21 protein-coding genes and 1 pseudogene are annotated in these 24,706 nt (G+C 41.3%); 9 read left to right on the top strand and 13 right to left on the bottom strand.

Translation table 11 applies throughout. The features are described from left to right. Positions 1-89 precede the first annotated feature (89 nt). Both xseB and xseA read right to left on the bottom strand, forming a co-directional pair. Positions 90-317 carry an exodeoxyribonuclease VII small subunit gene (gene xseB / locus V7K60_RS05645; RefSeq protein WP_094348247.1) on the bottom strand — a complete coding sequence of 76 codons (228 nt, stop codon included), beginning with the start codon at positions 315-317 and terminating at the stop codon, positions 90-92. After that, entirely contained in the window at positions 310-1,578 is a 1,269-nt protein-coding gene (gene xseA / locus V7K60_RS05640) for an exodeoxyribonuclease VII large subunit (protein ID WP_334923650.1), read from the bottom strand. The genes xseB and xseA overlap by 8 nt, the downstream gene beginning before the upstream one ends. A gap of 158 nt (positions 1,579-1,736) precedes the next feature. Here xseA and V7K60_RS05635 point away from each other — a divergent pair, with 158 nt between their 5' ends. Beyond that, positions 1,737-1,979 carry a helix-turn-helix domain-containing protein gene (locus V7K60_RS05635; RefSeq protein WP_334923648.1) on the top strand — a complete coding sequence of 81 codons (243 nt, stop codon included), beginning with the start codon at positions 1,737-1,739 and terminating at the stop codon, positions 1,977-1,979. Positions 1,980-2,027: 48 nt separating this feature from the next. Next, on the top strand, positions 2,028-3,011 hold the full coding sequence (locus V7K60_RS05630; protein ID WP_334923647.1) for a DNA-methyltransferase: 984 nt from the start codon (positions 2,028-2,030) through the stop codon (positions 3,009-3,011). An 18-nt stretch (positions 3,012-3,029) separates the two neighbouring features. Here V7K60_RS05630 and V7K60_RS05625 read toward each other — a convergent pair. After that, positions 3,030-3,623: pseudogene (locus tag V7K60_RS05625) on the bottom strand (restriction endonuclease). 363 nt (positions 3,624-3,986) lie between these two features. On the opposite strand from V7K60_RS05625, the gene recA reads away from it, so the two are divergent. Together recA and V7K60_RS05615 are read left to right on the top strand one after the other, a co-directional pair. Then, a complete protein-coding gene (gene recA / locus V7K60_RS05620) occupies positions 3,987-5,066 on the top strand; it encodes a recombinase RecA (protein WP_334923646.1) in 1,080 nt (359 codons plus the stop codon). 371 nt (positions 5,067-5,437) lie between these two features. Further along, entirely contained in the window at positions 5,438-5,761 is a 324-nt protein-coding gene (locus V7K60_RS05615) for a thioredoxin family protein (protein ID WP_094327275.1), read from the top strand. Here the strand turns inward: V7K60_RS05615 and V7K60_RS05610 are convergent. After that, positions 5,748-5,981, bottom strand: a complete 234-nt coding sequence (locus V7K60_RS05610) for a hypothetical protein (protein ID WP_289796246.1) — start codon at positions 5,979-5,981, stop codon at positions 5,748-5,750. The genes V7K60_RS05615 and V7K60_RS05610 overlap by 14 nt on opposite strands. Positions 5,982-6,095: 114 nt before the next feature. Next, positions 6,096-7,946, bottom strand: coding sequence for a S8 family peptidase (locus V7K60_RS05605; RefSeq protein WP_334923645.1), 1,851 nt, complete (start codon positions 7,944-7,946; stop codon positions 6,096-6,098). Positions 7,947-8,065: 119 nt separating this feature from the next. Here V7K60_RS05605 and V7K60_RS05600 point away from each other — a divergent pair, with 119 nt between their 5' ends. Next, positions 8,066-8,500: a hypothetical protein gene (locus V7K60_RS05600; protein WP_334923643.1), complete on the top strand. Its 435-nt coding sequence runs from the start codon at positions 8,066-8,068 to the stop codon at positions 8,498-8,500. 324 nt (positions 8,501-8,824) lie between these two features. On the opposite strand, the gene V7K60_RS05595 is transcribed toward V7K60_RS05600, so the two are convergent. Then, a complete protein-coding gene (locus V7K60_RS05595; RefSeq protein ID WP_334923641.1) occupies positions 8,825-11,713 on the bottom strand; it encodes a choice-of-anchor D domain-containing protein in 2,889 nt (962 codons plus the stop codon). A gap of 806 nt (positions 11,714-12,519) precedes the next feature. On the opposite strand from V7K60_RS05595, the gene thiD reads away from it, so the two are divergent. From thiD to V7K60_RS05580, 3 genes are all read left to right on the top strand, one after another. After that, positions 12,520-13,353 carry a bifunctional hydroxymethylpyrimidine kinase/phosphomethylpyrimidine kinase gene (thiD, locus tag V7K60_RS05590; protein ID WP_334923640.1) on the top strand — a complete coding sequence of 278 codons (834 nt, stop codon included), beginning with the start codon at positions 12,520-12,522 and terminating at the stop codon, positions 13,351-13,353. Positions 13,354-13,551: 198 nt separating this feature from the next. Continuing rightward, complete coding sequence (locus tag V7K60_RS05585) at positions 13,552-14,160, top strand: hypothetical protein (protein WP_334923638.1); 609 nt, start codon at positions 13,552-13,554, stop codon at positions 14,158-14,160. Positions 14,161-14,507: 347 nt separating this feature from the next. Beyond that, the gene (locus V7K60_RS05580; protein ID WP_012410794.1) at positions 14,508-14,846 is read left to right on the top strand and encodes a P-II family nitrogen regulator; all 339 of its coding nucleotides are present in this window, start codon (positions 14,508-14,510) and stop codon (positions 14,844-14,846) included. A 279-nt stretch (positions 14,847-15,125) separates the two neighbouring features. On the opposite strand, the gene V7K60_RS05575 is transcribed toward V7K60_RS05580, so the two are convergent. The 3 genes from V7K60_RS05575 to V7K60_RS05565 all read right to left on the bottom strand — a co-directional run bounded on the left by V7K60_RS05575 (position 15,126) and on the right by V7K60_RS05565 (position 19,201). Then, the gene (locus V7K60_RS05575; protein ID WP_334923636.1) at positions 15,126-16,763 is read right to left on the bottom strand and encodes a caspase family protein; all 1,638 of its coding nucleotides are present in this window, start codon (positions 16,761-16,763) and stop codon (positions 15,126-15,128) included. A gap of 341 nt (positions 16,764-17,104) precedes the next feature. Then, a complete protein-coding gene (gene rdgB / locus V7K60_RS05570) occupies positions 17,105-17,692 on the bottom strand; it encodes an RdgB/HAM1 family non-canonical purine NTP pyrophosphatase (RefSeq protein ID WP_334923634.1) in 588 nt (195 codons plus the stop codon). A 72-nt stretch (positions 17,693-17,764) separates the two neighbouring features. After that, positions 17,765-19,201 carry a phosphoglucomutase/phosphomannomutase family protein gene (locus V7K60_RS05565; RefSeq protein WP_334923632.1) on the bottom strand — a complete coding sequence of 479 codons (1,437 nt, stop codon included), beginning with the start codon at positions 19,199-19,201 and terminating at the stop codon, positions 17,765-17,767. A gap of 309 nt (positions 19,202-19,510) precedes the next feature. Here V7K60_RS05565 and V7K60_RS05560 point away from each other — a divergent pair, with 309 nt between their 5' ends. Further along, positions 19,511-20,683, top strand: a complete 1,173-nt coding sequence (locus tag V7K60_RS05560; RefSeq protein ID WP_334923630.1) for a DNA cytosine methyltransferase — start codon at positions 19,511-19,513, stop codon at positions 20,681-20,683. 30 nt (positions 20,684-20,713) lie between these two features. On the opposite strand, the gene V7K60_RS05555 is transcribed toward V7K60_RS05560, so the two are convergent. The 4 genes from V7K60_RS05555 to V7K60_RS05540 form a co-directional block, all read right to left on the bottom strand. After that, positions 20,714-21,469, bottom strand: a complete 756-nt coding sequence (locus V7K60_RS05555; RefSeq protein WP_334923628.1) for a SinI family restriction endonuclease — start codon at positions 21,467-21,469, stop codon at positions 20,714-20,716. Between the two features lie 273 nt (positions 21,470-21,742). After that, the gene (locus tag V7K60_RS05550; protein ID WP_094347280.1) at positions 21,743-22,222 is read right to left on the bottom strand and encodes a plasmid segregation centromere-binding protein ParR; all 480 of its coding nucleotides are present in this window, start codon (positions 22,220-22,222) and stop codon (positions 21,743-21,745) included. A 5-nt stretch (positions 22,223-22,227) separates the two neighbouring features. Then, positions 22,228-23,391: a ParM/StbA family protein gene (locus V7K60_RS05545; protein ID WP_334923626.1), complete on the bottom strand. Its 1,164-nt coding sequence runs from the start codon at positions 23,389-23,391 to the stop codon at positions 22,228-22,230. A gap of 239 nt (positions 23,392-23,630) precedes the next feature. Continuing rightward, on the bottom strand, positions 23,631-24,254 hold the full coding sequence (locus V7K60_RS05540; RefSeq protein WP_334923625.1) for a DedA family protein: 624 nt from the start codon (positions 24,252-24,254) through the stop codon (positions 23,631-23,633). Positions 24,255-24,706: the final 452 nt, after the last annotated feature.

The following is a 24,706-nucleotide window of genomic DNA, read 5'->3' as shown; positions in this document are numbered from 1 at the left end:
TGAGATTTTGAGTCCGGCATTTTGTACCTTACTTAAAAGCAAACTCCTGTGTTCACACTAGCCTAGACTCAAACTAGATTTTCCAGCTTCTACTCTTGGCTTAATGTTTCAATCAACAAATCTACCTGCTGTTGTCGCTGTTGCAAAAAACCTTCGCACTGACGCAAATACTCCACAGCAGTTGCAAATTGGTCAAACACAGCTTCTAATTCCAACTCACCTGCCTCAATGCGAGTAATAATTCCCTCTATTTCAGCAACCTTCGCCTCATAATTCCAACCTTCCTCAGAACTAGAAGCACTCTTACGTTTAACCATTAACCTCTCTGCGTCCTCTGCGCCTCTGCGGTTCGTTTATTTCCATAACCTTCACTTTAACCCCACCTTGCCCCAATTGAATCATTAACTCTTGCCCCACAACCAACTCCGTTGCCGAACGAGCGATCGCTCCATCTTCCCTTCTCACCACCGCATAACCACGCTGTAACACCGCTTTCGGGTCAAGACTAGCCAACTTCTGCCGCAATAATTCTAAATGCTGCGTTGCTTGCTGCGATTGCCCCGTCGTAATTTGTACCAAATGCTGACGCTTCCAAGCTAGCTTTTCCACTTCCTGCTGCACTTGCCGATCTAACCGCAAACGTCGCAAACGGTTCCGTAATACTTGCAGTTTACTCTCAGCATTTTCTCTAAAGTCATGCACCGCCTCATGTAAAGCGACAACTCGCTGGCGATGCTCACTATACAACTCTGAAAGTGCTGGTACAACCATTTCTGCTGCCGCAGTGGGTGTATGCACACAGATATCTGCAACTAAATCTGCTAAAGACTCATCTCGTTGATGGCCGATACCAGTAATTACAGGAATAGAACAACTAGCAAGCGATCGCACCACTCGTTCATCATTAAAACAAGCCAACTCTTCCACGGCACCACCACCCCGCGATAAAATTAGCACTTCGGCGCGTCCATCTCTTTCCACCCGCTCAATTGCCTTAACGATAGATTCTGGCGCTTGCTCACCTTGTACTGTAGCCGGAGAAAATAAAACGTGTAAACCTGGATACCTTTGTTTGAGGGTTTTTTGAATATCACCCCAAGCAGCAGCCGTTGGGGAAGTGATGACAGCGATCGTTTGGGGATGAGTGGGGAGCGATCGCTTTCTTTGCGCGTCGAACAAACCTTCAGCCAGCAAGCGATTTTTTAATTGTTGATAGCGCAGCGCCTGTAAACCAACACCAGCAGGTAGAGTCTGCCAAACTGATAGCTGATACTCTCCCCGTTGTGGATAGACGCGAATACTGCCCAAAATAATTATCTGCTCACCAGGAACGGGTATCTGAGCGAGTTTTGGCAATTGGCTATTCCATACTACACACTTAATTCCGGCAGTGCGATCGGGATCTTGCAGCGTGAAAAATAACCCACTGCGATGGTGGTTAGCACTAGAGACTTCACCAGTTACCCAAACTTGCCGTAATTGTTTATCTTGCTCTAACAGCAAGCGGATATAGTCAGTTAATCCAGATACTGAAAGCGCTGTATCGAGAATCAGAGAGTCGGAAAGGTCGAAAGTCATCAAAGATGCCTGAAAGCATTTGTGCTAGAGCGATTTTAGCATTTTGATGAAAACGGAAGTTTATGCTAGTAAATGCTTTACTTTAATGTTTTGTAGACATCATCATTGCGCTTACCGACTAAAATCACTTCTAGTAAATCTTAATCGAGAAAATACGTATGACAGACTCTGCTTCTAACAACAGTTCTGAATTAGTCTCTGTAGCTCAAACTGCCAAATTACTTGGTATAACCCGTCAGCGAGTACATGACTTAATTAAGAATGGTCAGATTATAGCTTGCAAACTTGGGCGTTATTACTATATGGAAGTTGCTGAAGTAGAGAGATATAAGAATCAGCCTACTGGAAAACCTTATCAACCTCGTAGTACAACATCTCAGAATAATTCTATTGACAATTGACAATAGAAGTCGTAAACTCAAGCTATAATAAAATACTAAAGATTAAATATGCTCCCTTTTCAACTGATTGCTACTGAAGTTGCAACTCAACAAGGATTGCAACAGATTTATAAGAGTGAGTATGGAATTCTCTATCAGGGAGATTGTGTTAAACTCCTTTCAGCATTGCCTAATGAGTCTGTGGATCTGGTATTTGCTGACCCACCTTTTAACCTTAGTAAAGAATATGGTGAAGGTGTAAGCGATCAGATGGAGGCTGATAAATACTTAATATGGTCGCAACAGTGGCTTAGTGAGAGCATTCGAGTGCTTAAACCCGGTGGAAGTCTATTTGTATTCAACTTGCCCAAATGGTGCATAGAGTATGGTGCATACCTTAATAAACAAGAAATGTGGTTCCGGCATTGGATTGCTTGCAGAATGCCAAAAGCTTTTCCCAGAGGTAAGAAGATGTCTCCTGCTCACTACGGACTAATTTACTACACCAAAGGAGAACCAGCAGTCTTCAATAAAGTCTACACACCCATTCAAGTTTGTCGGCATTGCGGTGGAGAAATTCGTGACTATGGTGGGCATCGCAAAAAACTTAATGAGAAAGGTATCAACTTAATGGATGTTTGGGATGCGCCAGAAGACGTTTGGGAAGATGCTTCTGAAGCCGACTCTACTGATATTTTATGGACATTGACAGAGGAAATATGGACTGATATTCCACCAGTTCGGCATCGTCGGCACAAAAAACGAGTTCCCAACGAACTTGCTCCGATTATGCTAGAGCGAATTATTGCAATGGCATCTAATCCAGGGCAAATTGTGGTTGATCCATTTGGAGGCTCTGGCACGACATTTTACGCAGCAGAAAAGCTACAACGTTACTGGATTGGCTCAGAAATTGGGGATACACATCCAGCACTAGAACGATTGACTGATCTGGCTAATGGCATTATAGAACAATGGGAATCGGCAAGGGGAAGCAAGAAATTAAAACAAAGCACAACTGCGTTACAACTTCCAATTCCTTATTCTACATAGCTATGTATGCAAGAAACTTCAGACCAAGGCACGACCATCAGTACCTTTAGTAAGTGTTGGGACATTGCTATCTACGCGATCGTGTTCAATTACAAAGATTGCAAGAAAACCCTCTTGGATTTGAACTGCCCGCCAAACATCAAAGTATGGCTCTAACTCTTCGTAGTTACCAATTCGATCCGTTAGGTAAGGATAAAGTTTCCTGCTAGGGAGTACCAACGCAGCACCTAAAAAAATACCACGTAGTAATCCGAGAACCATTTTATTGACTGCTCAATGGCTTGAGGAAATATTACCAGTTTCCCACTCAAAAGCGAAAAGATAATTGTCAATGACCTTTGTTGCATCAACCTTTCCTGGTGATTTAGTTGCATAGTTAATTCGAGTTTCAAGTCTCCATCCAAACTGATCTTTCAACGCAATCATGCAAGCTTCTTTAATTGGCTTGACACCATTACCATGCTTTGTTGGATTAATTGTAAAGCTTGATGTACCGGGAGGATAGACAATTAAAGAGATAGCATCACGAATTTCAGTGCGTATGATACACCAATCGCTTGATTCTTCAAAACTTCCAACACTGATTAAAGAAACTTCTTGAACAATCTTCATCACTGACTCTCACTTGACTTTGTTCCCACCACTCTAGAAGCCGTCTACATCTCCCCTTTACCCGATGATGTCCCTGTCCTATCGATGATATGCTGATTACCGTTTCGTGTGTTGTTTAGATAATTTTTTGTTGAAAACCCCTTGCTTACTCAGCCAAAAAAAGCTATCTCTGAATGCAAATTGGTATCATTGTGCAAGACTACCCTAATCCGGTAGCGATCGAGTTACGATCTTGTTACACCCTTTTTTTGATTTGAGAAGTCCTATTCCAGAATTTTCTGGTTAAAATAGTATATCTGTTCTACTCCAACTCCCAGAGCAACACTCCTTAAAACCATATATTTAGAGGCATTAGAGGCAGGAATGGCTATCAACACCGATACTTCAGGCAAGCAAAAAGCGCTGACTATGGTGCTTAACCAGATTGAGCGCAGCTTTGGTAAAGGAGCAATCATGCGCCTGGGCGATGCTACCCGGATGCGGGTGGAAACGATTTCCAGTGGGGCGCTTACCCTAGATTTAGCATTGGGTGGTGGTTTACCCAAGGGTCGGGTAATAGAAATTTATGGGCCGGAAAGTTCCGGTAAGACTACAGTAGCGCTACACGCGCTCGCTGAAGTGCAAAGAAATGGCGGTATTGCTGCCTTCGTTGATGCTGAACACGCCCTAGACCCTACCTATGCTGCGGCATTGGGTGTAGATATTGACAATTTGCTGATTTCCCAACCTGACACTGGCGAATCAGCTTTGGAAATTGTCGATCAGCTTGTGCGCTCTGCTGCGGTTGATATTGTAGTCATTGACTCAGTAGCAGCACTGGTTCCCCGTGCTGAAATTGAAGGCGATATGGGTGATGCTCACGTAGGTTTGCAAGCGCGATTAATGAGCCAAGCCCTACGTAAAATTACTGGGAATATTGGTAAATCTGGTTGTACCGTAGTTTTCATCAACCAGTTGCGGCAAAAAATCGGTGTTACTTACGGTAGCCCAGAAACTACCACTGGTGGTAACGCATTGAAATTTTATGCTTCGGTGCGCTTGGATATTCGCCGAATTCAAACCTTGAAAAAAGGTACAGACGAATATGGTAATCGCGTTAAGGTCAAAGTCGCCAAAAATAAAGTAGCGCCGCCTTTTAGAATAGCGGAATTTGATATTATTTTTGGCAAAGGTATTTCTACCTTGGGTTGTGTTGTTGACTTAGCAGAAGAAACTGGTATAATTATCCGCAAAGGAGCTTGGTATAGTTACAACGGTGATAATATCTCCCAAGGACGAGACAACGCCATTAAGTATCTAGAAGAAAAGCCTGAATTTGCTGAAGAAATTAAGAAACTGGTGCGTGAAAAGCTAGATAAAGGCGCTGTTGTTTCTGCTAACTCCGTAGCTAAAGCCAGTGAAGAAGATGAAGAGGAAGAAGTCGATTTAGAGCCAGAAGAATAAGGAATGTGAATTTATTAATCTGCAATTGCTAATAGATGGTGCGTTATGAAGATAGATGACGCACCTTATTTTTTTTTAAATTTTGATTTTGGTACGTTAAATGCAAGCCTAAATCCAGACAGTGAATAGATTTGGACTGATAAACACATCCTACTTGATATTTTGGCGTAGACGTAGCCCGTCGTAAATATCGCACTGTTTTGTCACCGATGAATCCATCAATTTAAACTTGACAGACTACTATTAGGGAAAAAGGAAAAAATACTGGTTCGGGGTTTCAGCCTTAGATTGACACTAATGACCAGCTATATGGTAATATTTCATGGCATTATGCTAAAAAACTTTGTTTATAATCAAAGAGTAGCCAACCCATGAGTTTAGCTGTAATTAAGTTCTCTTCAGAAGAATGCGGCATCTGCCACAAAATGTCTTTTTATGACAAAAAGGTGGCTGAAGAACTGGGTTTAGAATTTATTGATGTAAAAATGCAAGATACGACTGCTTACCGCAAGTATCGCAAGATTTTATTGACTCAATATCCCGATAAATCAGAAATGGGATGGCCTACTTACATCATCTGCAATTCTCCAGAGGGGGAATTTCAGATTGTTGGTGAAGTAAAAGGAGGTCATCCCAAAGGGGAGTTTAGAAGCCGTCTGCAAGAAGTTTTGAATTCCACAGCTAATCAGAACTAATTACCTCAAAAGATTTGACCTCTAAGGCAGGGCCAATCATGGCAGTTGTCATAATATCTTCACGCACCTGTCCTTTAACTTTTGCTTTTTGTCCGGCTTTGAGTAAGTCTTTGTCAGCCCCTCTGAGGATTTCGTAAGTAACGCCCTCTTCTGTAACTAACGCCCATGCGCCTGTACCAATATCACGACGTTCGACTGTACCTGTAAGTGTGATGCTCATAACAGTGCTGAGTGGGGGAGTTAAAAGTTAGGAGTAGAGACGCGATTAATCGCGTCTGTTAGGAGTTAGGAGTAGGGAGTTATTAAAAATTCTTTCCCACTCCCCACTCCCCGTTTACGCAATTTTCTCTTCGTTTTTCAATGCTAAACGAACAAGTCCATAACAGATTAGGGCATTAGCAATGAGGAAGAGGCGTGCTAAGTGACCACTTCCCAATCCCCAAACTGTCGGCTCGAAAAACGCACTTGTAGTTAAGCACGCTGCTATACCTAAAGTTGAACCAATGGCAAACCATTTCCAACTAGGATGTCCCAGCAGCAATGCCATCAACACAATGGGAATTAGTACACTGGCAAATAGAGGATTTAATGCATCAGTTCCCTGGAGGGTATTGCCTAATTCGGGAATTGAACTGCCCAAAACCCGGAAAGGCCATTGAGGAAGATCAAAAATATAGATTCCCTTGAGGAAGAATAACCCAGAACTACCGGCAATTAGTCCACTGGATAAAGACCAACTCCAAGCGAAGGGGAAGTAAACGCGTAAAAACCAAGCTAGCAGATAGGAACCAACTACCATTAAAACCTTGGGTAACAGTGCGATCGCACCACCATCAATCCAAAAGCCGGGGTTAAGATAGCCGCTATCCCGTAACCACCGAAAGAAATCTGGGAAACTGATTTGCCCGCTAAAGGCTAGTTTGACTGCTGCTTCTGCATTGAGTTGTCCAGCGCCATAATAGTTCAAACCATCATCCTGGATAACTCGTGCCGATTGCTTGAGGACTTTTAAAACTTCATCTGGTTCTTTGATGCCAGCAGCTTTAATTAATGCTACAACACCAGCAACGTGGGGAGAAGCCATACTTGTACCCTGGAAACCCAGAAATATGCCTTCGCCATTTTCATCGATAGTTTCTTGGAGAATCTTACCAGCCTCACTACCACCAGGAGCAGATATATCTACCCCTGCACCAAAGTTAGAATAGGGCGCTCTTTCGCCATCTGGGCCAATTGCCGAAACGCCGATGACATAGGGATAGCGGGCTGGATAGCTTGCTCCATTGGTGTTTTCATTTCCGGCTGCGGCAACAATAACTACACCTTTTCTATGGGCATACTCGATCGCATCTTTCATCAACTTGCTTTCACCGCCACCGCCTAAGCTCATATTAATCACATCTGCGCCTTTATCAGCAGCAAATTTAATCGCTTCGGCAATATCGGCAACTGTACCGCCACCAAATGAACTGAGTACCTTCAGCGGCATCAGACTGGCTTCGTAGGCAATTCCAGCGACGCCATATTTGTTATTTGTGGCTTGAGCAATAGTTCCGGCAACATGGGTACCGTGACCATTATCGTCTGTGGCTTCTTCTCTGTCGTTAACAAAATCATAGCCCTTGACGAATTTTGTCTCATGCAAGTCGAGAACCTTGGTAATTCCAGTGTCAATAACTGCGACTGTAATGCCACTGCCTTTGGTTTGACTCCATGCGCCTTCAATACCGATTTTGTGCAAGTTCCACTGCTTGCTGTAATATTGGTCATTGGGACCAATTAATGAAGGACTTGCTTCTTCATCTTCTTGGGGTCGCAAAAATTCTCCTAACCAAGCGGCTTTACCTGGTTGTGGAATCTTGCTGTAGATATAGTTTGGTTCAATGAATTCTGTAGCTTGGGCAAACTGAGATTTTTTCAGTTGTTGGAGCCGTTGGCGATCGCCCTTGATAATATACACATTATCTTTTTTGGAAAACTTGTTGTCTAATTGGGGTGTAACGTTGTATTGTTTGGCGATCGCTTGCAGGTTCTGTTCCACTACAAGTGATGGAATATCTTCCCGAAAATCAAGCAAAATCGTCTCAAACTCTCCTTTAGCTGCCAATCCCTGAAAATTCAGGAAACCAAATATAGCAGCTCCCAGCCCAATGACAAACAAGCACAATAATATAAGTTTTCTCATATTAACTCATCACCGCTTTTTGCCAGTTTGCTCATACCATAACTTATCTGCACCCCTTGTTGGTAGATTTTGCACTTTTAGTTACAAGTTTTATTCAGAACTGAGGATTTTTTTAAACGATGGAACGTGGTCTTTTGTGGTTGCCGCTGTTAGTAATGTTTTTCTGGTTGGCTTGGCAAGGCTCGAAGGAGTATCAAAAAGTCGAAGCCTATCGCACTTGGGCAGAGCAATTTGAACGGGCCAAGTATGATATTTATGCTGTATTAGGTCAAAAAGACAACAATATCACTTGGGGAAAACCCACGCCTCAAGGGCCTATTAAACTAGAAACATTCTCCTTGCTTGATATCAAACAAATCCAGCTTTTAGTAGATGACAAATCAGTAGATGTAAATAATCCACCGCAGAAAGGTCGCTCTATAGAATTAGAATTTCTATTTTCCGAATCTAGTAACTCAGTGCGGGTTCCGTTTACAGAAATCCCTTTGGCAGCAGAATGGGGTAAGTTTTTGCAGGGAGTATTACAAGACTTGCGATCGCAACCACAGCAGTAGTTATATTAAAACTATAAGTGACAAATAATACGGCTATTTCTGGTCAAAAAGTTAGATCGCTAGTAGTGATATTATTCATGGGCAACGACATTTTTATTAAAAAGATGTTTTTTCAATGGCTTTTACTTGACTACTAATTTATTCAACATCTCCATAAATTAAATATACGTTATCCAAAACTCTCGTAGAGACGTAGCACGGCTACATCTCTACATTCTTTTTCACTAGATGTTGTGCTCCTATAGGTGTGGTCTATCTAATTGAAAGCCGCCTTAAACTCGATTCATGTTTGGATTACACTTCCACTCAGTTGACCCGACCCACCTATGCTTGAATGATGAAATCAGAGGCAGTAAGAGAAGGCATACCAGTAAGTTGTGCAAATTGACCACCACTGCCGAAACCAGCATCGCTACCATTTTGATTGTAAAATAACTGCCCAGTCATACGGTCGTAAACAATTTCAGCATTGCTAAGTGCTCCTGAACTGGTGATTTGAAAATCACTGGCGTTACTAAAACCTGTTCCCACATCAGAAGTAATAGCACTAAAGGTAGTCTTATCGAGGACAATCTTATCACCTTGAGAGCGATTGAAGTCAGCGATAGTATCAATACCCACAACAGCAGTATTAAAGATAGCATCGGTGTCGTAGAGGAAAGAGTCAGCACCGATACCACCCACAAGAGTATCATTGCCTTGTCCACCAATCAGAAGATCGTTGCCAGTACCACCCCGCAGTAGATCGTCACCACCGCTGCCATTGATGGTATCATTACCCCCTTGACCATTAATCACGTCGTTGGAATTGTAAAAACCGCTGATGTTATTGTTCAAGTCATTGAGGAAAGTGACGCAGTTTGCAGTGGAAATATACGTTTGAGTGGAGTTGGCACTAATCACATCAAAGCTTTTAGTAACAGTGTCTTCTCCATCAAAGATGATATTGCCGATGGCAGGTCTTGTTGTCGATGCGGCTAAGTTGTCTAAGTTTTCTAACTTAAGGTTTTGCAGAGTTACTTTGGTATTACCCACATTTCCAAAGGTGACATCTAAATTGTTGCCATTTTGAGTTAATTGCAGATTTCTCGCAGTCAACTCAGTCCCAATAAATTGCAAGGTGTCTATCTTGGCAACCACCGTAGCCGGAGGGTTTGAGCCAGTACCGACACCACCAAAGTTGGTGATGCTGTAATTGCCATCGCCTCGTTGGATAATAAAGGTGTCATTGGAGTTAGTACCATTGAGAACTTGAATTCCTGGGGCAGGAGCGCGTTTGACTGTGCCATTAATGGCAAAGTCAAAGGTGCTTTCATTAATATCGTTGTTGTTTAAACTGAAGCTGCCACTATAGCTGCCGTCTGTAGTGGGGTTAAGTGCCACCGATATGGTAGTAGAAGCATTGGCAGCCACACTCGTTGGAAGAGTTCCAACCAAACTAAATCCATCTGGAAGATCAAGTTTACTCAGCTTGAGTGCGCCTGTACCGGTGTTCTTGATGGTAAAGGTTTTGGTTAAGGTATCCCCAACAGTCGTTTCACCAAAGTTAATGGCGGTGGTGTTGCCATCTGTAATGTTAACAGTGCCATTGAGAACTTGAATTTCCGGGGTAGTAACTGTGCCACTAATAGCAAAGTCAAAGGGGCTTTCATTAATATCGTTGTTGTTTAAACTGAGGCTGCCACTATAAATGCCGGGTGTAGTGGGGTTGAGTGCCACCGATATGGTGGTGGAAGCATTAACAGCCACACTCGTTGGAAGAGTTCCAACCAAACTAAATCCGTCGGGAAGTTTAAGATTACTCAGCTTGAGTGCAGCTATACCGATGTTCTTGATGGTAAAGGTTTTAGTCAAGGGTTCACCAACAAGAGTCTCGCCAAAATTAATGGCGGTGTTGCCATCTATAATGTCAATATTGCCATTGAGAACTTGAATTTCTGGGGTTTTGGTAGGGTTGCGGGGAGCTTCGTATGCACCAATATCAATGACTGTACTGCCATTACCATCACCATCTTGAGGAGTCTTCTTAGTGATGCTATTGAAGGCATTGGAACCACCATCAACCGCAACACTTCCAGGTCTGAGTGCAAAATTCCCTTTGTCTGGATCAACAAATTGAGGATCTTGACCCAAAAGATTTTGTAACCCTGTAGCGTTTAAATTATCTGAAGCTTGGAATTGGTTCGAGTTATAAACAAGATTGCGATCGAAAATTACATTTGTGTCATACTTAATTCTGTTAGCATTTTGATTGTCGCTTGCATACAAAATGTTGTTGTAGACACGTACATTTTCCGAGTAAGTAACACCAATCTCTCCAGAATCTGCTAGAACCTGGCCATTCTTGTAAGCCGTGTTATTGATAACATCAACATTGGTAGCTTTGAAAACATTAATGCCTGCACCTCCATTGTTGTAAGTAATGTTATTTGCAATTAATGCCTTACCTGTATAGGCCACGTTATCTTTGCTGATATCAGTAGTATCAAGCATAATCCCATGTCCCTCAGTGATTTTGTCAGTGCCTCCATCTTTCCATGGAACTAAACTTTTGTTATCGTAGACAATGTTGTCTCGAAAAATCATTCTGTAGTCAGTAGTATTGTTATCAAAATTAAAACTGTTGAGGGAGGTTATTCCCTGATTGCCGTGAGGTGAATACCAAGCGTTTCCAGACACAATGTTTTTCTCAACAGTTATATAGTCTGAATTACTGAATGCTATGCCTCCACCTGGAAAGTTACGAATTGTGTTACCAGTAATGACAATATGATGAGGATTAGTACCACTTACACCAGCGTTGTTTTTCCATGCATTAACAGCAATTCCATTACTACTGATCAAGGGGTCAGGGTTAGGCTTATCCTTCTCTTTCAAGGCATAGTCGAGAGTGATGTTTTCCCGATTGCCTTTTATATCAAGTCCTTCAATCCGCACATAGGATGAACTCAATATATTAATGCCACTTCCCGTTGTTGTTATCGTCGGCGTAGCCCCTGGATAAGCTTTTATTGTTGTCCAATTATCTGGTGAGCCATTCAAGTTTAAAAGCGTAACCCCTTTCATTTGATAATTTCCATTCATGACGTAGAGCGTGTCACCTGCTTTCATTTCATACACGGCTCTACCCAAGCTGAGAAATGCAGAATCTTCGTCTAAGCCTTTATTTTTATCACTGCCTGTTGCAGAAACGTAGTATGTTGTGCCAGCCATTTGTTTACTCCGAATATGTGTAAGGAAAATTGGTAGTACAATTTCAGCAACTTTCTTCAGTTGCTAAGTAGTTATTTGAATGAGTCATCTATCTGCACTGTTAAAAACAGTCACAGTTGTCCGATCACAACTTAAAATCGTGTCGATTGTAGAAACACTTTTGTAAAACTTAAAATTTTTCTTCTATCAACCGTTAATGGTTAAAGTAGGAATGTCAATACCGTCAATCGTCAATGTTTTATTGAAGGTGATCGACCAATTTGGACGCAGACAATGCAGCGCAAAGCCAAAGACATTTCCTGTCATCTCTGCGTTTGTTGAGTGGTCAAAGTTGAATTGGTTGAAACTTTAGTAGGTTTACCCCTTAATTTAAGGGAACTAATGTAACAACTTAGTCGAACTTGTTGTATGCGGTGTAACTGAGCCTTGTGAACTCATGTATTAAAACTAACCTTTACATAGAGAATTTAAACCAGTGAATACGCTGAACAAGGTTATATTTTTTACAACATTCTCAAAAAAATTATGGAGATATCATGCTGGAGTCCTGTTAATTTTCAGAGTGATATGGGAGTGTAAAGCGCTTTGTGCAAGGATTTTATGAATTTTTTCTAAAACATTTTTAAAGAAGCGATCGCTTCTTTAGCAAACGCCCCGCTACCATTAACAGCACTTTCAAGTCAGGTTGTGGCAAATCTTTGTGGTTGCGATCAGCAAGGAGGTTGGAAGGAAGAGGGTTTTAACCTAGTTCATCAATGTTTGAGATAGTTTGGTTTGATTATGCCAACTTACTTTATCTTCATAATATGAACACCCAAATAAACTCCAGAATACCCGTTGCTTTAACCATTGCTGGTTCAGATAGCGGTGGCGGTGCAGGAATTCAAGCTGATTTACGCACCTTTGCTTTTCACTGTGTCCACGGTACTAGCGCTATAACCTGCGTCACGGCACAAAACACTCTAGGAGTGAAGAGAGTTGATGCTATGCCAACAGAGGCTGTTGTGGCGCAAATTCAGGCAGTAGTTGAGGATATTGGCGTACAATCTGTCAAAACGGGAATGTTGCTCAATCAGGAAATTATCTTTGCTGTTGCCCAGCAAGTGGAAGCTTTACAAATCAATAATTTAGTAGTTGACCCAGTAATGGTGTCACGCACGGGAGCACAATTGATTGATGATGATGCTGTAAAGACTCTGTGCCATGCCCTGATTCCCAAAGCGGTTATGATTACGCCCAATCGCTATGAAGCTCAAATTTTGAGCGGTTTACAAATTAATTCTTTAGAGGATATGCAAGCTGCTGCTGAAATTATTCACAAGACTTTAAAGACGAAGGTTGTTTTAGTCAAAGGCGGAGGTATGCAGGGAGATTTGCGTGGCGTAGATATCTGGTTTGATGGGGACAAGTTGGAAGTTTTGACTTGCCAACAAGTAGAGACAAAAAATACCCACGGTACTGGTTGTACACTATCAGCTGCGATCGCTGCTAATCTAGCTAAAGGAAAAGATTTGTGGCAGGCAGTGCAACAGGCAAAGGAATATGTGACTACCGCACTCACTTACGCCCTAGATATTGGCGAAGGGCAAGGTCCTGTGGGACACTTCTTCCCATTGTGGGGACTAGGGACTAGAGACTAGTGATTAGAGATTGGAGACTGGGCATTGGGGATGGGGACTAGAGAAAAGTTTTCTCAGTACTCCATCCCCAAGGCCCAAATAAAAATCTTTGCCCTTTCGGTATTTTTCTATTATTCTTGGGCATAGTTTCAGGGGTGACTATCTCTGTTAGCATCTCTGTACGATCTAATTACTTTAATTTTTAATACCAAGCCCCCGATGCGAACAACCATAGGTTCTGTTCACAGGAATTCGCCAACACCGACTACTCAAGCCTACCCTGCCTCTGTACCATTATCTGTATACAGGGAATTATCAACAGAGTTGCAAGCAGCACAGGCGAGGCTAAATGCACTCACCATTCAAAATCAGCAGCTAGTACAAGAAAATCAACTATTACGTCAAGAAATTATCAAAGTTGCTGAGTCTTTTTCTCATTTGCAAAATTTTGTGGATTTTCATACTACGCCTAATTATCACCAAGCTACTCAAGCTTCTAGCGGCGTAAAAAGCGCCGCCAAACAGCCAGTAACTCAAGCACCTCCACGTCAGCAGGTTTCCTATCCGCGTCCACCTGTTGTCCCCAAAGCCCCACCCGAAAAAAGCCACCGCCAAAACTTTTCCACACCTGTAATGGAAATGAATTTCCCGATACCAGAACCAGTTTTTATAGAAGAGCAACAAGTAAGTTATTATTCCACTACTGAGCCAGATGTCAAGGGACTCAATGGCTGGTGGTTAATTATCACCATCTTATTAATTATGCTTACTGCCTTTAGCGCTGGATATTTCGTTGTGCGTCCCTTGTTTGAACATCAGAAACGTTAGTTTGAAACTCCCACAGTCAGTAACTAGGCTACCGAGCAATTTTTCTGCAATTACTGTCTAAATATTTGAGGATATCTGCTAAATAACGGAATTTATCTATTTTTAGGTTATAAAAGCTACATAAAATGCTAAGTTGACAGCAATTTCTTTATGTTAGAACCTCAAAGATTGTCCAATTAATAAATCCTTGCTGGTTCTCATGTCTCAAGCATCAGGCAATGCATCTACACTTTAAGAAAGTGGTAATTATTACATATCTTTTAGGAAAAGCTCTGCTAGTTACAGCTTCCGACAGTGGATCTGGTTAGATATATAAACGAAGCTAGTAGAAGTCAGGAGTCAAGAAGATGAAAAAAGTAGAAGCTATCATCCGCCCATTTAAGCTAGATGAGGTAAAAATTGCCTTGGTTAACGCAGGTATTGTCGGCATGACTGTTTCTGAAGTCCGGGGGTTCGGACGGCAGAAAGGCCAAACTGAACGATATCGCGGTTCTGAGTACACTGTTGAGTTTCTGCAAAAACTCAAAGTGGAAATCGTTGTTGACGACAATCAAGTTGATATGGTAGTAGATAAAATTATTGCTGCTGCCCGCACTGGTGAAATCGGCGATGGTAAAATTTTCATCTCGCCTGTTGAGCAAGTGATTCGGATTCGTACCGGCGAAAAGAACACAGAAGCAGTTTGAGTACTAAATACTGAGTACTGAGTGGCAGTATGGTGGGCCTTGCTGAATAGTAGGATGAAATATATCGAAAATCTTAACTTTGAGATAGTCTTTCATTTCTTAAATCAGCAATGCCTTTTATTGAGTTTGAAATGGACACAAAAAAAGTAAGAAACAGCATCAAGAGTTTTTTACTTAGTTACGCTTTATTTCTTTTAGTTTACATTTTCACCTACTAATGCTGTGCAATCTAGTTGCTGGGTCGGGCTTCAATGGGATTCCTTGGCATACATTATTCGTTCAACTACTCATAGGTGGATTTTCAGTGTTACCAATAGGACTGGGAAGTGGCTGTAATAAACCTTGTATCGTCATTTGCTGGAATAAATAATCAATAACCTCTTCTAGTACTTCACGGGATATAAGAGATATTTTCCAAGTATTGGTAAAAAGTTCAGTGTCACTAACTACTAAATAGCTATCGCTTCTGTTACTGATTATCTCAAAGGGAAATTCAACTAAGGAAAATTTAGGCTTAGTGAATTCTTCATTTCCATATTCATGTTGGTAAAATCGATTCAAAGAAAAATCACCTTGTACTTTACCTTTCAATAAATCTGCATATACAGGGTGAAGTGAATCTAAAAAGATATCAGTTTTACTAGGTAATATCCAAAAAACACCTTTTGTTAAAGCGTCTGCTTCTCCCGTAAATTCGTTATATTCCCAACATTTCATTTTTAATAAACCAATATTCAAAATCTCTTTAAGAATATAAATTTCTAGACCATCATTTCGTTGAAGTAAGACAAGTTGATAAAATTCATTGGCTTCTCTAGGTTGCCTGAATTTATAAGCTACACATGGAGGGGATATACCTTTACTCTTTATGAAATACTCCTCAAATCCAAGCTTATCCAAAATGCTAGTAGCTAAAGATATTAAAAATTCTGCTTCCCGTTGAGCAATAATTCTTTGTTGAATTCTGACTGCATCTTTTTCTCTAAGTCCAAAGTCTTGTTGAATTAACTTAAAATCATCAATAATAGAATTATCTAAAGGATAAAAATGCTGAATTGCTTCTGATAGCATTTCCTTATATTCTTTTAATTTAGCATTATATTCTTGGTAAGGTTTGACAACTTCATTTTCAATTTTTCTGGCTTCGGATAAAGTTATTTTTAAATTATCTTTCTTTAAATCTAGCAGCTTACGTGTAAATTTAGAAAATTTGCCGTTTATGACATAACGTTCAACTACTTTACGATATTCCAACTTTGGGTCATTAATGCGTACTTTAGCTAAGAAAATTTTGTAACCTTCTTTGAATGGATAAAATTCAGGTTTCATTTTTCCAGGAGCAGTATCTTGAACTTTCTGGCTAGTATATGTATGTAGTTCATCAATGGAAATGTTCCCATCACTATCTAAATCTGCTACGCCTGTTTTCAAACCCTCAATTAAAAAATGTGTATAAAGAGAAAGTTCAAATCCTGGATGTTCAAAAGAATACTGAGTTGAAGTTGAAGAGGTAAGAATAGCTCGTCCTTCTCCACCTAATTGTTGCTTAATAGGTATGAAACCGTCATCTTTAACCTTCATTCCTTGGCTAAAAGCACCACTAAAGCAACAATCAAGAATCACCACCTGTCGTTTAGAGCGACTATCACTCATCGTGTTCTGTACATAACTTGCTGCCACCGCAGTTGGCTGAACCAACTTTTCTTGCTCTTTGCGGGTATTACAGCTTGCTAAATAAAGATTACCACTATCATCTTTAATTCCATGTCCAGAGAAATACAGTAGTACAAGGTCATCTTTTTCACGATTTGCAAACAAGGAAAAGATTGCTTCTTCCATCACTTGTCGCTCAAGATTTATCAGAGGTTTTACTTCATCAAAACCACCAATTTCTGGATCTACCAACACTTGCTGCATTGCCTATACATCCCTATTGGCAGCAACTAAAGGGGCTAAACCAGACTCATACTTACTTACTCCAATTAACAATGCTAGCTTCAGCATATGTAAATTCTTATATGATTTAAATAGTAATTAGACTTGCTTGATTTGTTATAAAAATGGTGGAAATTTGAAATGCTTTGCAAATTATTATATTTCTCCATAATCAAGCAAGGTAAAACTATATTAACAAGAGGTTAAGCTTATGTCTTTGCTTTCCTTTTCTCTAATCCATCCAATTCTTTAAATTTCTACATAATTATTTTGAAGTCAATTTAAAATGAGTAAAGCCAAATGGTGATTTATCTTCTCCTGACTCAGGACTCAGGAATAAGCACTGTGTCTAGTTGGGGAAGTAAAACTGTAAAAGCCTTGCCTCGATGACTTATTGACCCCTTCAACTCCCGTGTCATCTCAGCAAAGGTCAATTGCAACTCTGGCACATAAAAAATTGGATCGTAGCCGAAACCACTATCACCACGAGGCGTGTGGAGAATTTCACCACGACAAATACCTTCAGATTGTAATACGATCGCACCATCAGGACGAGCGATCGCTACTGCACAAACAAACTGGGCTTGTCGATTTACCTCGTTTCCCAATTCCCTCAATAGCCTAGCAATCCGTTCTGAGTCAGTTTTGGCGTAACGTGCAGAATACACTCCTGGTACGCCATTTAGGGCATCTACTTGCAAGCCCGAATCATCAGCAATTGCCCAGTTTCCCGTAGCTTTAGCAATTTGTGAAGCTTTTAGACAAGCGTTGGCGGCAAAGGTTTCGCCCGTCTCTTCAATTTCCAACTCTTCAGGTTTGAGGGTTAATTCCCAACCAGAATTTTCCAGGTAAGCTTGCATTTCCCGCAACTTACCTGGATTTCCTGTAGCTACTACAAGTAATTTAGTCATTGGTCATTAGTCATTGGTCATTAGTCATTGGTCATTGGTCATTTACCAAGGACAAATGACTAATAATTAATTTTACTCTGCCCAGTGTTTCGCCCAAGCAAGAGTTTGATGCACTTGCTCAATTGTTGGGGCTTCGCAGTATAGCCGTAAAACTGGCTCAGTACCGCTAAACCGAATCATTAACCAGCTTTTATCAGCTAGACGATATTTGTAGCCGTCAATTGTTTGACAATCAATTACTGCTAACCCGGCAATTTCTGTTAAGGGTTGGGTTTGCAGTTGTTGCAAAAGACGCGATCGCACTTCCATACTTGCTAAGGGTAAATCAATGCGATCATAAGCTGAGGTAAACCCTGTTTGTTTCTGCAAGTAGCGATAATACTCACCTAAATCCAAACCAGATTCTACAATCGCCTCTAGAACGTATAATGCTGACAGCAGTGCATCGCGTTCGGGAATATGGCTGCCATAGCCGATTCCTCCCGACTCTTCGCCACCCAGCAACACTTTTGCTGCTAACATTCTGTCAGCGATGTATTTATAACCAACTGCTGTCTCAAATACTGAGAGGTTATGTAGTGCCGCTACAAGAGGCATCAAGTCAGAACCACTAACAGTTTTGACTATTTCACCACTAAAGCCGCGTCGCAGGGTTAAGTGGTCGATTAATATCGGGATTAATACTTGGGAACTCAAAAAGTTGGCTTCTCCATCCACGGCTGCAATGCGATCGCAGTCCCCATCAAATACCAACCCCACCGTTAAACCTGATTCATCGGTTTCTCGGTGAGTTTTGATGACTTCAAATAGCTTTGAAAGGTATTTAGGCAAGGGTTCCGGCGCACCGCCACCAAATAGGGGGTCGCGTTTGCTGTTGATTTCTTTGACCTGATTGCCTAATAGTCTCGCCAATCCGCCAGCAGCAGCGCCATGCATGACATCGGCAAATAACGTCAATTTACCAGAGGCGATCGCTTCTCGAATTTTGGCAATATCAACTTTACCTTCTAGTGCTTGGGTATAACTGGGCCAAGGATCGAATTTCTCTTGCTTACCTGGGGTAGCTGCTAGTGGTACTCCCACCGACAATTGCGCTTCTATCTCTTTTGTGACTTCTGGCGGCACAGAACCACCAAAATAACCCTTGACTTTTAAGCCTAAATATGCACCTGGATTATGGCTGGCTGTAATTACCAGCGCTCCTAAAGCATTGAGTTGTTTTGCTGCCCAACTATAAGCTGGGGTTGGGGCAAAGGTTTCGCTCAGTAGGACATCAAAACCGATAGCGGTGACAGTATCGGCAACAGCACGAGCAAAATCTTCGGCCATGAATCGGCGATCATAACCGACAATTATTGTTCGGCTACCCACCGTAGAAAAATATGTATCATATAATACTTTTGCGGCAACTGGCGCGACCAGGGCTAGGCGTTCAAAGGTAAACTCGTCACCAATAACGCCCCGCCAGCCGTCTGTACCAAACTTGATTGAGTTAGCTACAACTGGCATCTTGGTATCCTAACTGTCTACTTGAGGATTCTAGCATTTATACAGTGTGCAGAGTAAAAAAAGAATCTAGTAATAATATGTACTAAGAATATTCAATACAAAAGTGAGCCAATTTGTGTATTGTACAAATGCAATGTCTAACGATAAGCCCGTCTACGCCTGCCATATTTAAAAGAGAATAGCATTTTTGTAACATACTGTTTCAAAAAGCTTACACTATTAGAATTGCAGGTATCTATCGTTAGCATGAAGCAGACTTGAGGGTTCCAGTAAATCGTATATTTGATTAAGGCTGTAAGGATAAAAGCAGTGATAGACAATCGGGCAATATCAATCAGTTTATTTACAGGAGCAGGTGGACTAGATATTGGGATAGAACAGGCAGGTTTTCGGGTAGTAAGTGTTGTTGAGAAAGATCCTGATGCTGCGAAGACTATAGCTTTCAACCGACCTCACCTAAATAGTGCTGTAGCAAGAGATATACAGAAAATCACTGCTCAAAATCTTTTGGAAGAAGGGGGATATGTTATTAACCTTGGTAGACCCCTACGTATTGGAGAAGTAGATTTGATAACTGGCGGCCCTCCTTGTCAACCTTTCAGCACAGCAGGAAAACGTGGTTCAGTTATGGACCCGCGTGGCAGCTTGTTTATGGACTTCATACGTATTGTGGAACAAGTGCAGCCACGCTTTTTTGTTATGGAGAATGTTAAAGGTTTACTCTCGGCTCCCATTCGTCATAGACCTCATCTGGAACGAGGAATGGGTTCTCTTCCTCTGGAACTAGATGAAATGCAAGGAAGCGCTCTTGAGATTGTTCTAGAAGAAATTAAGCGCCTTGGTTATCAAGTTATTTATAAAGTAATGGAAGCAGCAGATTACGGTGTTCCGCAAAACAGAGCGCGAGTAATCTTTATCGGTTCAAGAGATGGTGAATCAGCTACATTCCCTTTACCTACTCATAGTAAAAATGGCTCTTTATTACCTCAATGGCGCACTCTTAAAGATGCCCTGATCAACTTAGAAGATCCACAACTGGAGTATACTTCCTACTCAAAAAACCGTCTTCAATATTTAAAGCTTTTAAAAAGTGGTCAAAACTGGAGAGATTTACCTAACGACTTGAGAAAAGAAGCAATGGGAGGCGCTTACGAATCTGGAGGCGGTAAAGTAGGGTTTTACAGAAGGTTATGTTGGGATAAGCCGTCTCCTACTGTTACTACAAGTCCTTACCAAAAGGCTACAGATATGTGTCATCCAGAGGAACTGCGTCCTCTAAGTGTTCGAGAGTGCGCCAGGATTCAAACCTTTCCAGACTCATGGATTTTCTATGGTTCGACAGCCTCTAAGTACCGACAGATAGGTAATGCTGTACCTGTACTCTTAGCTAAAGCTATTGGTGACTATTTACATAGTTTAATTAGACAGGAGAAACCTAAAGGGATACCAGTCTTTGAACAGCTTTCGCTATTTAATCAGTAAATTCCTAGCTTGTTGATTATTTGAGGACTCTTATGACTGAACTTGTTGCCAGTATTTACTATCTTCTACATACAATGCTGCGGGGTTTTCAGCGATAGTTTGTCTCACAAAGGTAGCAAAGTCTTCTTCAGAAAGATGAGAGCATCCTATTAATTGATTCAGTTCTTTCCAATAGTAAGCTCCATTTTGAGCATTGACTCTATGCCATTTCCGAATGATAGTTCCTTTGCGGACACTACTACTCGAACTATTTTCAGAATTACTACGGTTTTTAACTTGTAATAGCTCACCTTTCTTGGTGCAAAAATCTATTTTATTGATAGTCGCACCCCAAGCGCAATGCCAACCATAAGACGACAACTTTTCAGCAATATATTCTTCTAAAAGTAGACCTAATATGTTTTCTGCCGACATGCAAAGACGATGAGCATACTTTATGTGATTAATAGCGCCAGTGCTGAGAGTAGGTAAACGATCTGAAATAATTGTGTCAATAATGTCGTCTGAAACAGTGCCTATCTTCTTACTAGTTCGCTTTGAGGGTCGGTTATTATAACCGCCAAAATACTTTTTTAACCACTTGGTAATGTAATCTTCATTTGAACTCCAGCTTTTTATTTCTGGAAATAGAGTAGGCGAATCACAACAAACAGATAAAACTGTTTTGACGGAATCATTCCATGACATGTCAGTGATATCTGTCGCTGTTCGTTCAGCATAAGAGATGATTTCTTTGCTATCGAAATCAAATATCTTTTTATTAGATATCTCTCTTTTTATACTCACAGTTACTATTGGGTAAAATCTGCTGTTTCAGTTACTTGTTATAGTTTTCCCAACAATTCACAAGGAGTAACACCTAAAACCTTACCTACCTCCAAAAACTCCACTATACCCAAATTTTGTTCGCCATGCTCATATTTAGTATGAGCAATCGTCCCATCTATACAAATTTCAATAATCAAATATTTTTATATATAAACATTAATAATCCTTAATAGTATTAACTATTAAGGATTGTTAACATGAGCAAAAACAGCTCACAAACCTGATTGTTCCTTAAAAATCATCGAGAAACTGACTAAGGCGACTGATTACGGGGTCAACCTCTTGAGGAGGGGTAGCAACAGTATAAGAAGTATTATTTACTACTTCTAATTGAGTTGGAGACGGAATGAACGATCGATCGTTGACTATGAGCGCCAGTTGTGCAACTTGTTGAGAAAGTTGCAGTAGATGATGTTCCATCGCCTCCAAACGATTAGATCCCTTGGCAAAAAAACGTTCCTCAAGTCCAGCCACTTGACGTTGCAGTTCACCGATTTGTTGATCAATCGGTGTTGTTACTGCTGTTTGTGGAGCAGGTTGTACAGGTTCCGGTACACATAAAGATTGCCATAAGGCTTCTTTACAGAGGTCGCTGAAAGTCTTGTCTGGTTGTTTTTCCAAATAACTTTCTACTTGCGCTAACAAGCTTTCATCAGCAAGCTCTGGGTTGAACGTGACGGATTTAACTACCTTTTTTGACCATTGGAACATCAGCTTTATGCCCTAGCAGCGCGATTGGAGGATAATTGTGCCTCTCCATAAATATACTGCCCCAAAGCATTCGCCTGTCGGGAAGGTGCTGCTAAATGAGCATTAATCTTTGCTTCTTTGAGCAGACGTTGAACGTCGTCCCAGAAGAACTCACCACCGCCGCCAGTAAGAATTACATCGGTGACGCGTTCTGGCAACCAGGCTAGCACACGGCTACAAATTTCGCGCGAAAACATCTCCGTGAGGTTGGGAAGAAAATCATCTAGGTTGGTGGGCTTGCTAGCGCCTTTAGGACGGTAATACCGTTCACCTCTGGGTTTGTTGACAGCAGAAATCAGTGCTAGAGATTGACTATCTGCTCCTTCGATTTCGGCAGACACCAATTCATAAAACTTATTCATCCCGAAGTCTTCGCTCTTAGAAGCACCTCTGGCAAAACGGAAGTTATCTACCATCAAAAGATCGACGGTTTGATGTCCAATATCAACGATTGCCACCGATATTTTTGTAAAATCGGGACTGCCAGGGTTTTTCTTGGGTTGAGCTTCAGACCATAACAGGCTACCGTAACCTTCTGGCATGACCCATACCTTACTGACGTTCAGCGATACAGATTCACCTCGGAAGTTCAACACATGAGGGCCACCTACTTGGCTAATCAACTGTGCTTTTTCCTTTTCAAATTGCTCTAAGGAAAGAAAAGGCAGACCCAGTACGACTGAGATATCATCTCTGAGTTTGAAGTAACCAGCACTTGCTAAAACTTTTACCAGTGCAGCTTCTACCTTAGATTGTCCGACTCCTAAATTCGCCCCAAAATCGGCTGCAAGTTGACCAACAGCATATCCATTTCCTTGATACTCCAGCCACAAATCCATTAAGGGGTCAGTAGCTCTGGCTTCAAAAACACCACCGCGTACTTGTTCGATTGACATCTGCTTGACGTTGGCAGGTACGAACACCACACTGCCGGGTTCACGACTCACACAAGTTTTTGTGGAAGTTCTTCCTAAATCAACACTGAGAATGGTTTTTCCCGGAACACCGGCTGGCTTGCCAATGGGAGGATTATTATTAACAGCATTTATGGGAGTCGATGCTAACGGCTGCCTATTCATAGGTATAGCAGCAGCATTGATTGGGGTAGCGGCGGAAGGTTGGTCTGTCATGAAAGCTCCTAGTTCAAACTTAACTGTAAAAAGTTGTCATGCTCATCTTACAAAAATGCGAGCAACCAGAAATTCTAGGTTGCGTCAAGTGTAGCTAGAAATACGCCAAAAATTAATTCCGGCGATACCTCTGGTAAGCTCTGCCAACGCATATCTAGTATTATTTGGCATAGTGTAGGCGAATTTTGGCCAGATGTAACCCCTGCTTTCACTGCTTTCAAACCAAAAGCGTCCGTGTTTCATCTTCTAGTACGTCTTAACTGGCGCTTGAATATCCAGAAAACAAATGCTAGAACCAAACCGCCAAGTACGATTTTAGATACAGGAGCAAGGTACTTGTCCACAAGTTCATACTGACTACCCAATATGTATCCTGAGTATGTTAGCAAACCCACCCAAGCAGCGCTACCGAATGTTGTGTAAAACAAAAATGGTAGCAAGGGCATATTGCTAATACCTGCCGGAACAGAAATCAAGGTGCGGATTCCTGGCACAAGACGACCAATTAATACTGCTGTTCTACCTTGTCGGTCAAACCACTCTTTGGCCTTGGTGATATCTTTACTGGATATAGCCAGCCATTTGCCATACTTGTCAGCCCAAGCTTTCAAACGAGTTTCACCCAAAAACTTACCTGGATAGTACCAAATAAGTGCGCCCAATACAGAACCCAAAAGTCCTGCGAAAAACACACCAATAATATTCAGCTTTGCTCCTCCTGGTTGATATGGACTTGCTGTAAATCCAGCCAGTGGCATAATCAATTCTGAAGGAATGGGGGGAAAAAGGTTCTCTAAAAACATTAATAGGGCGATTCCCCAATAGCCAAAATAGTTGATAGTATTAGTTATCCATTCAAGCATTAAGTCAATTCCTGAAATTGCTGGACTAGTCTTGTTACTAAATTCAGCTTTAGCTTTTTTAAAGGGTAATTATCCCCGCTTGCTAGAGTCAAGGTAATTTGGCTGCACTCAAAATTGGCATCACAACTGAAAAACAGAGTAAGACAAGTGGAAGCTAAGGGTCTGTTTCATTAATGTTGAGAGTTATAAAAGTTCGTAAGTATCTCTAGCCTTTGAGATTGAACGATTTATCTGCTCGCTACAAACCTCACAAAATTAATGAAACGAACCACTAGGTTTTTTTTTCTAATTTTTTAGATCCCCCTTAGTCTTCTTTTTAAAGGGACTAGGAAGGATCTAAAGACTTGATGGCAAATTTAAAAACATACTCTAGGGTTTTCTGCTGAAGTTGGGGCTGTGGGGTAGTACAGAGAGAGAAGGGAGAAAATTTCACCTTGTTGTCCCCCTCATCC

This window comes from Nostoc sp., from assembly GCF_036917555.1.
In the GTDB taxonomy this organism is placed as follows: Bacteria; Cyanobacteriota; Cyanobacteriia; order Cyanobacteriales; family Nostocaceae; genus Nostoc.
This window is presented reverse-complemented; position numbering and strand designations above follow the sequence as displayed.

Bases quoted from the DNA above. Each gene is read 5' to 3' on its own strand.
- xseB (WP_094348247.1), bottom strand. From the start codon at position 317: ATGGTTAAACGTAAGAGTGCTTCTAGTTCTGAGGAAGGTTGGAATTAT.
- xseA (WP_334923650.1), bottom strand. From the start codon at position 1,578: ATGACTTTCGACCTTTCCGACTCTCTGATTCTCGATACAGCGCTTTCA.
- V7K60_RS05635 (WP_334923648.1), top strand. From the start codon at position 1,737: ATGACAGACTCTGCTTCTAACAACAGTTCTGAATTAGTCTCTGTAGCT.
- V7K60_RS05630 (WP_334923647.1), top strand. From the start codon at position 2,028: ATGCTCCCTTTTCAACTGATTGCTACTGAAGTTGCAACTCAACAAGGA.
- recA (WP_334923646.1), top strand. From the start codon at position 3,987: ATGGCTATCAACACCGATACTTCAGGCAAGCAAAAAGCGCTGACTATG.
- V7K60_RS05615 (WP_094327275.1), top strand. From the start codon at position 5,438: ATGAGTTTAGCTGTAATTAAGTTCTCTTCAGAAGAATGCGGCATCTGC.
- V7K60_RS05610 (WP_289796246.1), bottom strand. From the start codon at position 5,981: ATGAGCATCACACTTACAGGTACAGTCGAACGTCGTGATATTGGTACA.
- V7K60_RS05605 (WP_334923645.1), bottom strand. From the start codon at position 7,946: ATGAGAAAACTTATATTATTGTGCTTGTTTGTCATTGGGCTGGGAGCT.
- V7K60_RS05600 (WP_334923643.1), top strand. From the start codon at position 8,066: ATGGAACGTGGTCTTTTGTGGTTGCCGCTGTTAGTAATGTTTTTCTGG.
- V7K60_RS05595 (WP_334923641.1), bottom strand. From the start codon at position 11,713: ATGGCTGGCACAACATACTACGTTTCTGCAACAGGCAGTGATAAAAAT.
- thiD (WP_334923640.1), top strand. From the start codon at position 12,520: ATGAACACCCAAATAAACTCCAGAATACCCGTTGCTTTAACCATTGCT.
- V7K60_RS05585 (WP_334923638.1), top strand. From the start codon at position 13,552: ATGCGAACAACCATAGGTTCTGTTCACAGGAATTCGCCAACACCGACT.
- V7K60_RS05580 (WP_012410794.1), top strand. From the start codon at position 14,508: ATGAAAAAAGTAGAAGCTATCATCCGCCCATTTAAGCTAGATGAGGTA.
- V7K60_RS05575 (WP_334923636.1), bottom strand. From the start codon at position 16,763: ATGCAGCAAGTGTTGGTAGATCCAGAAATTGGTGGTTTTGATGAAGTA.
- rdgB (WP_334923634.1), bottom strand. From the start codon at position 17,692: ATGACTAAATTACTTGTAGTAGCTACAGGAAATCCAGGTAAGTTGCGG.
- V7K60_RS05565 (WP_334923632.1), bottom strand. From the start codon at position 19,201: ATGCCAGTTGTAGCTAACTCAATCAAGTTTGGTACAGACGGCTGGCGG.
- V7K60_RS05550 (WP_094347280.1), bottom strand. From the start codon at position 22,222: ATGTTCCAATGGTCAAAAAAGGTAGTTAAATCCGTCACGTTCAACCCA.
- V7K60_RS05545 (WP_334923626.1), bottom strand. From the start codon at position 23,391: ATGACAGACCAACCTTCCGCCGCTACCCCAATCAATGCTGCTGCTATA.
- V7K60_RS05540 (WP_334923625.1), bottom strand. From the start codon at position 24,254: ATGCTTGAATGGATAACTAATACTATCAACTATTTTGGCTATTGGGGA.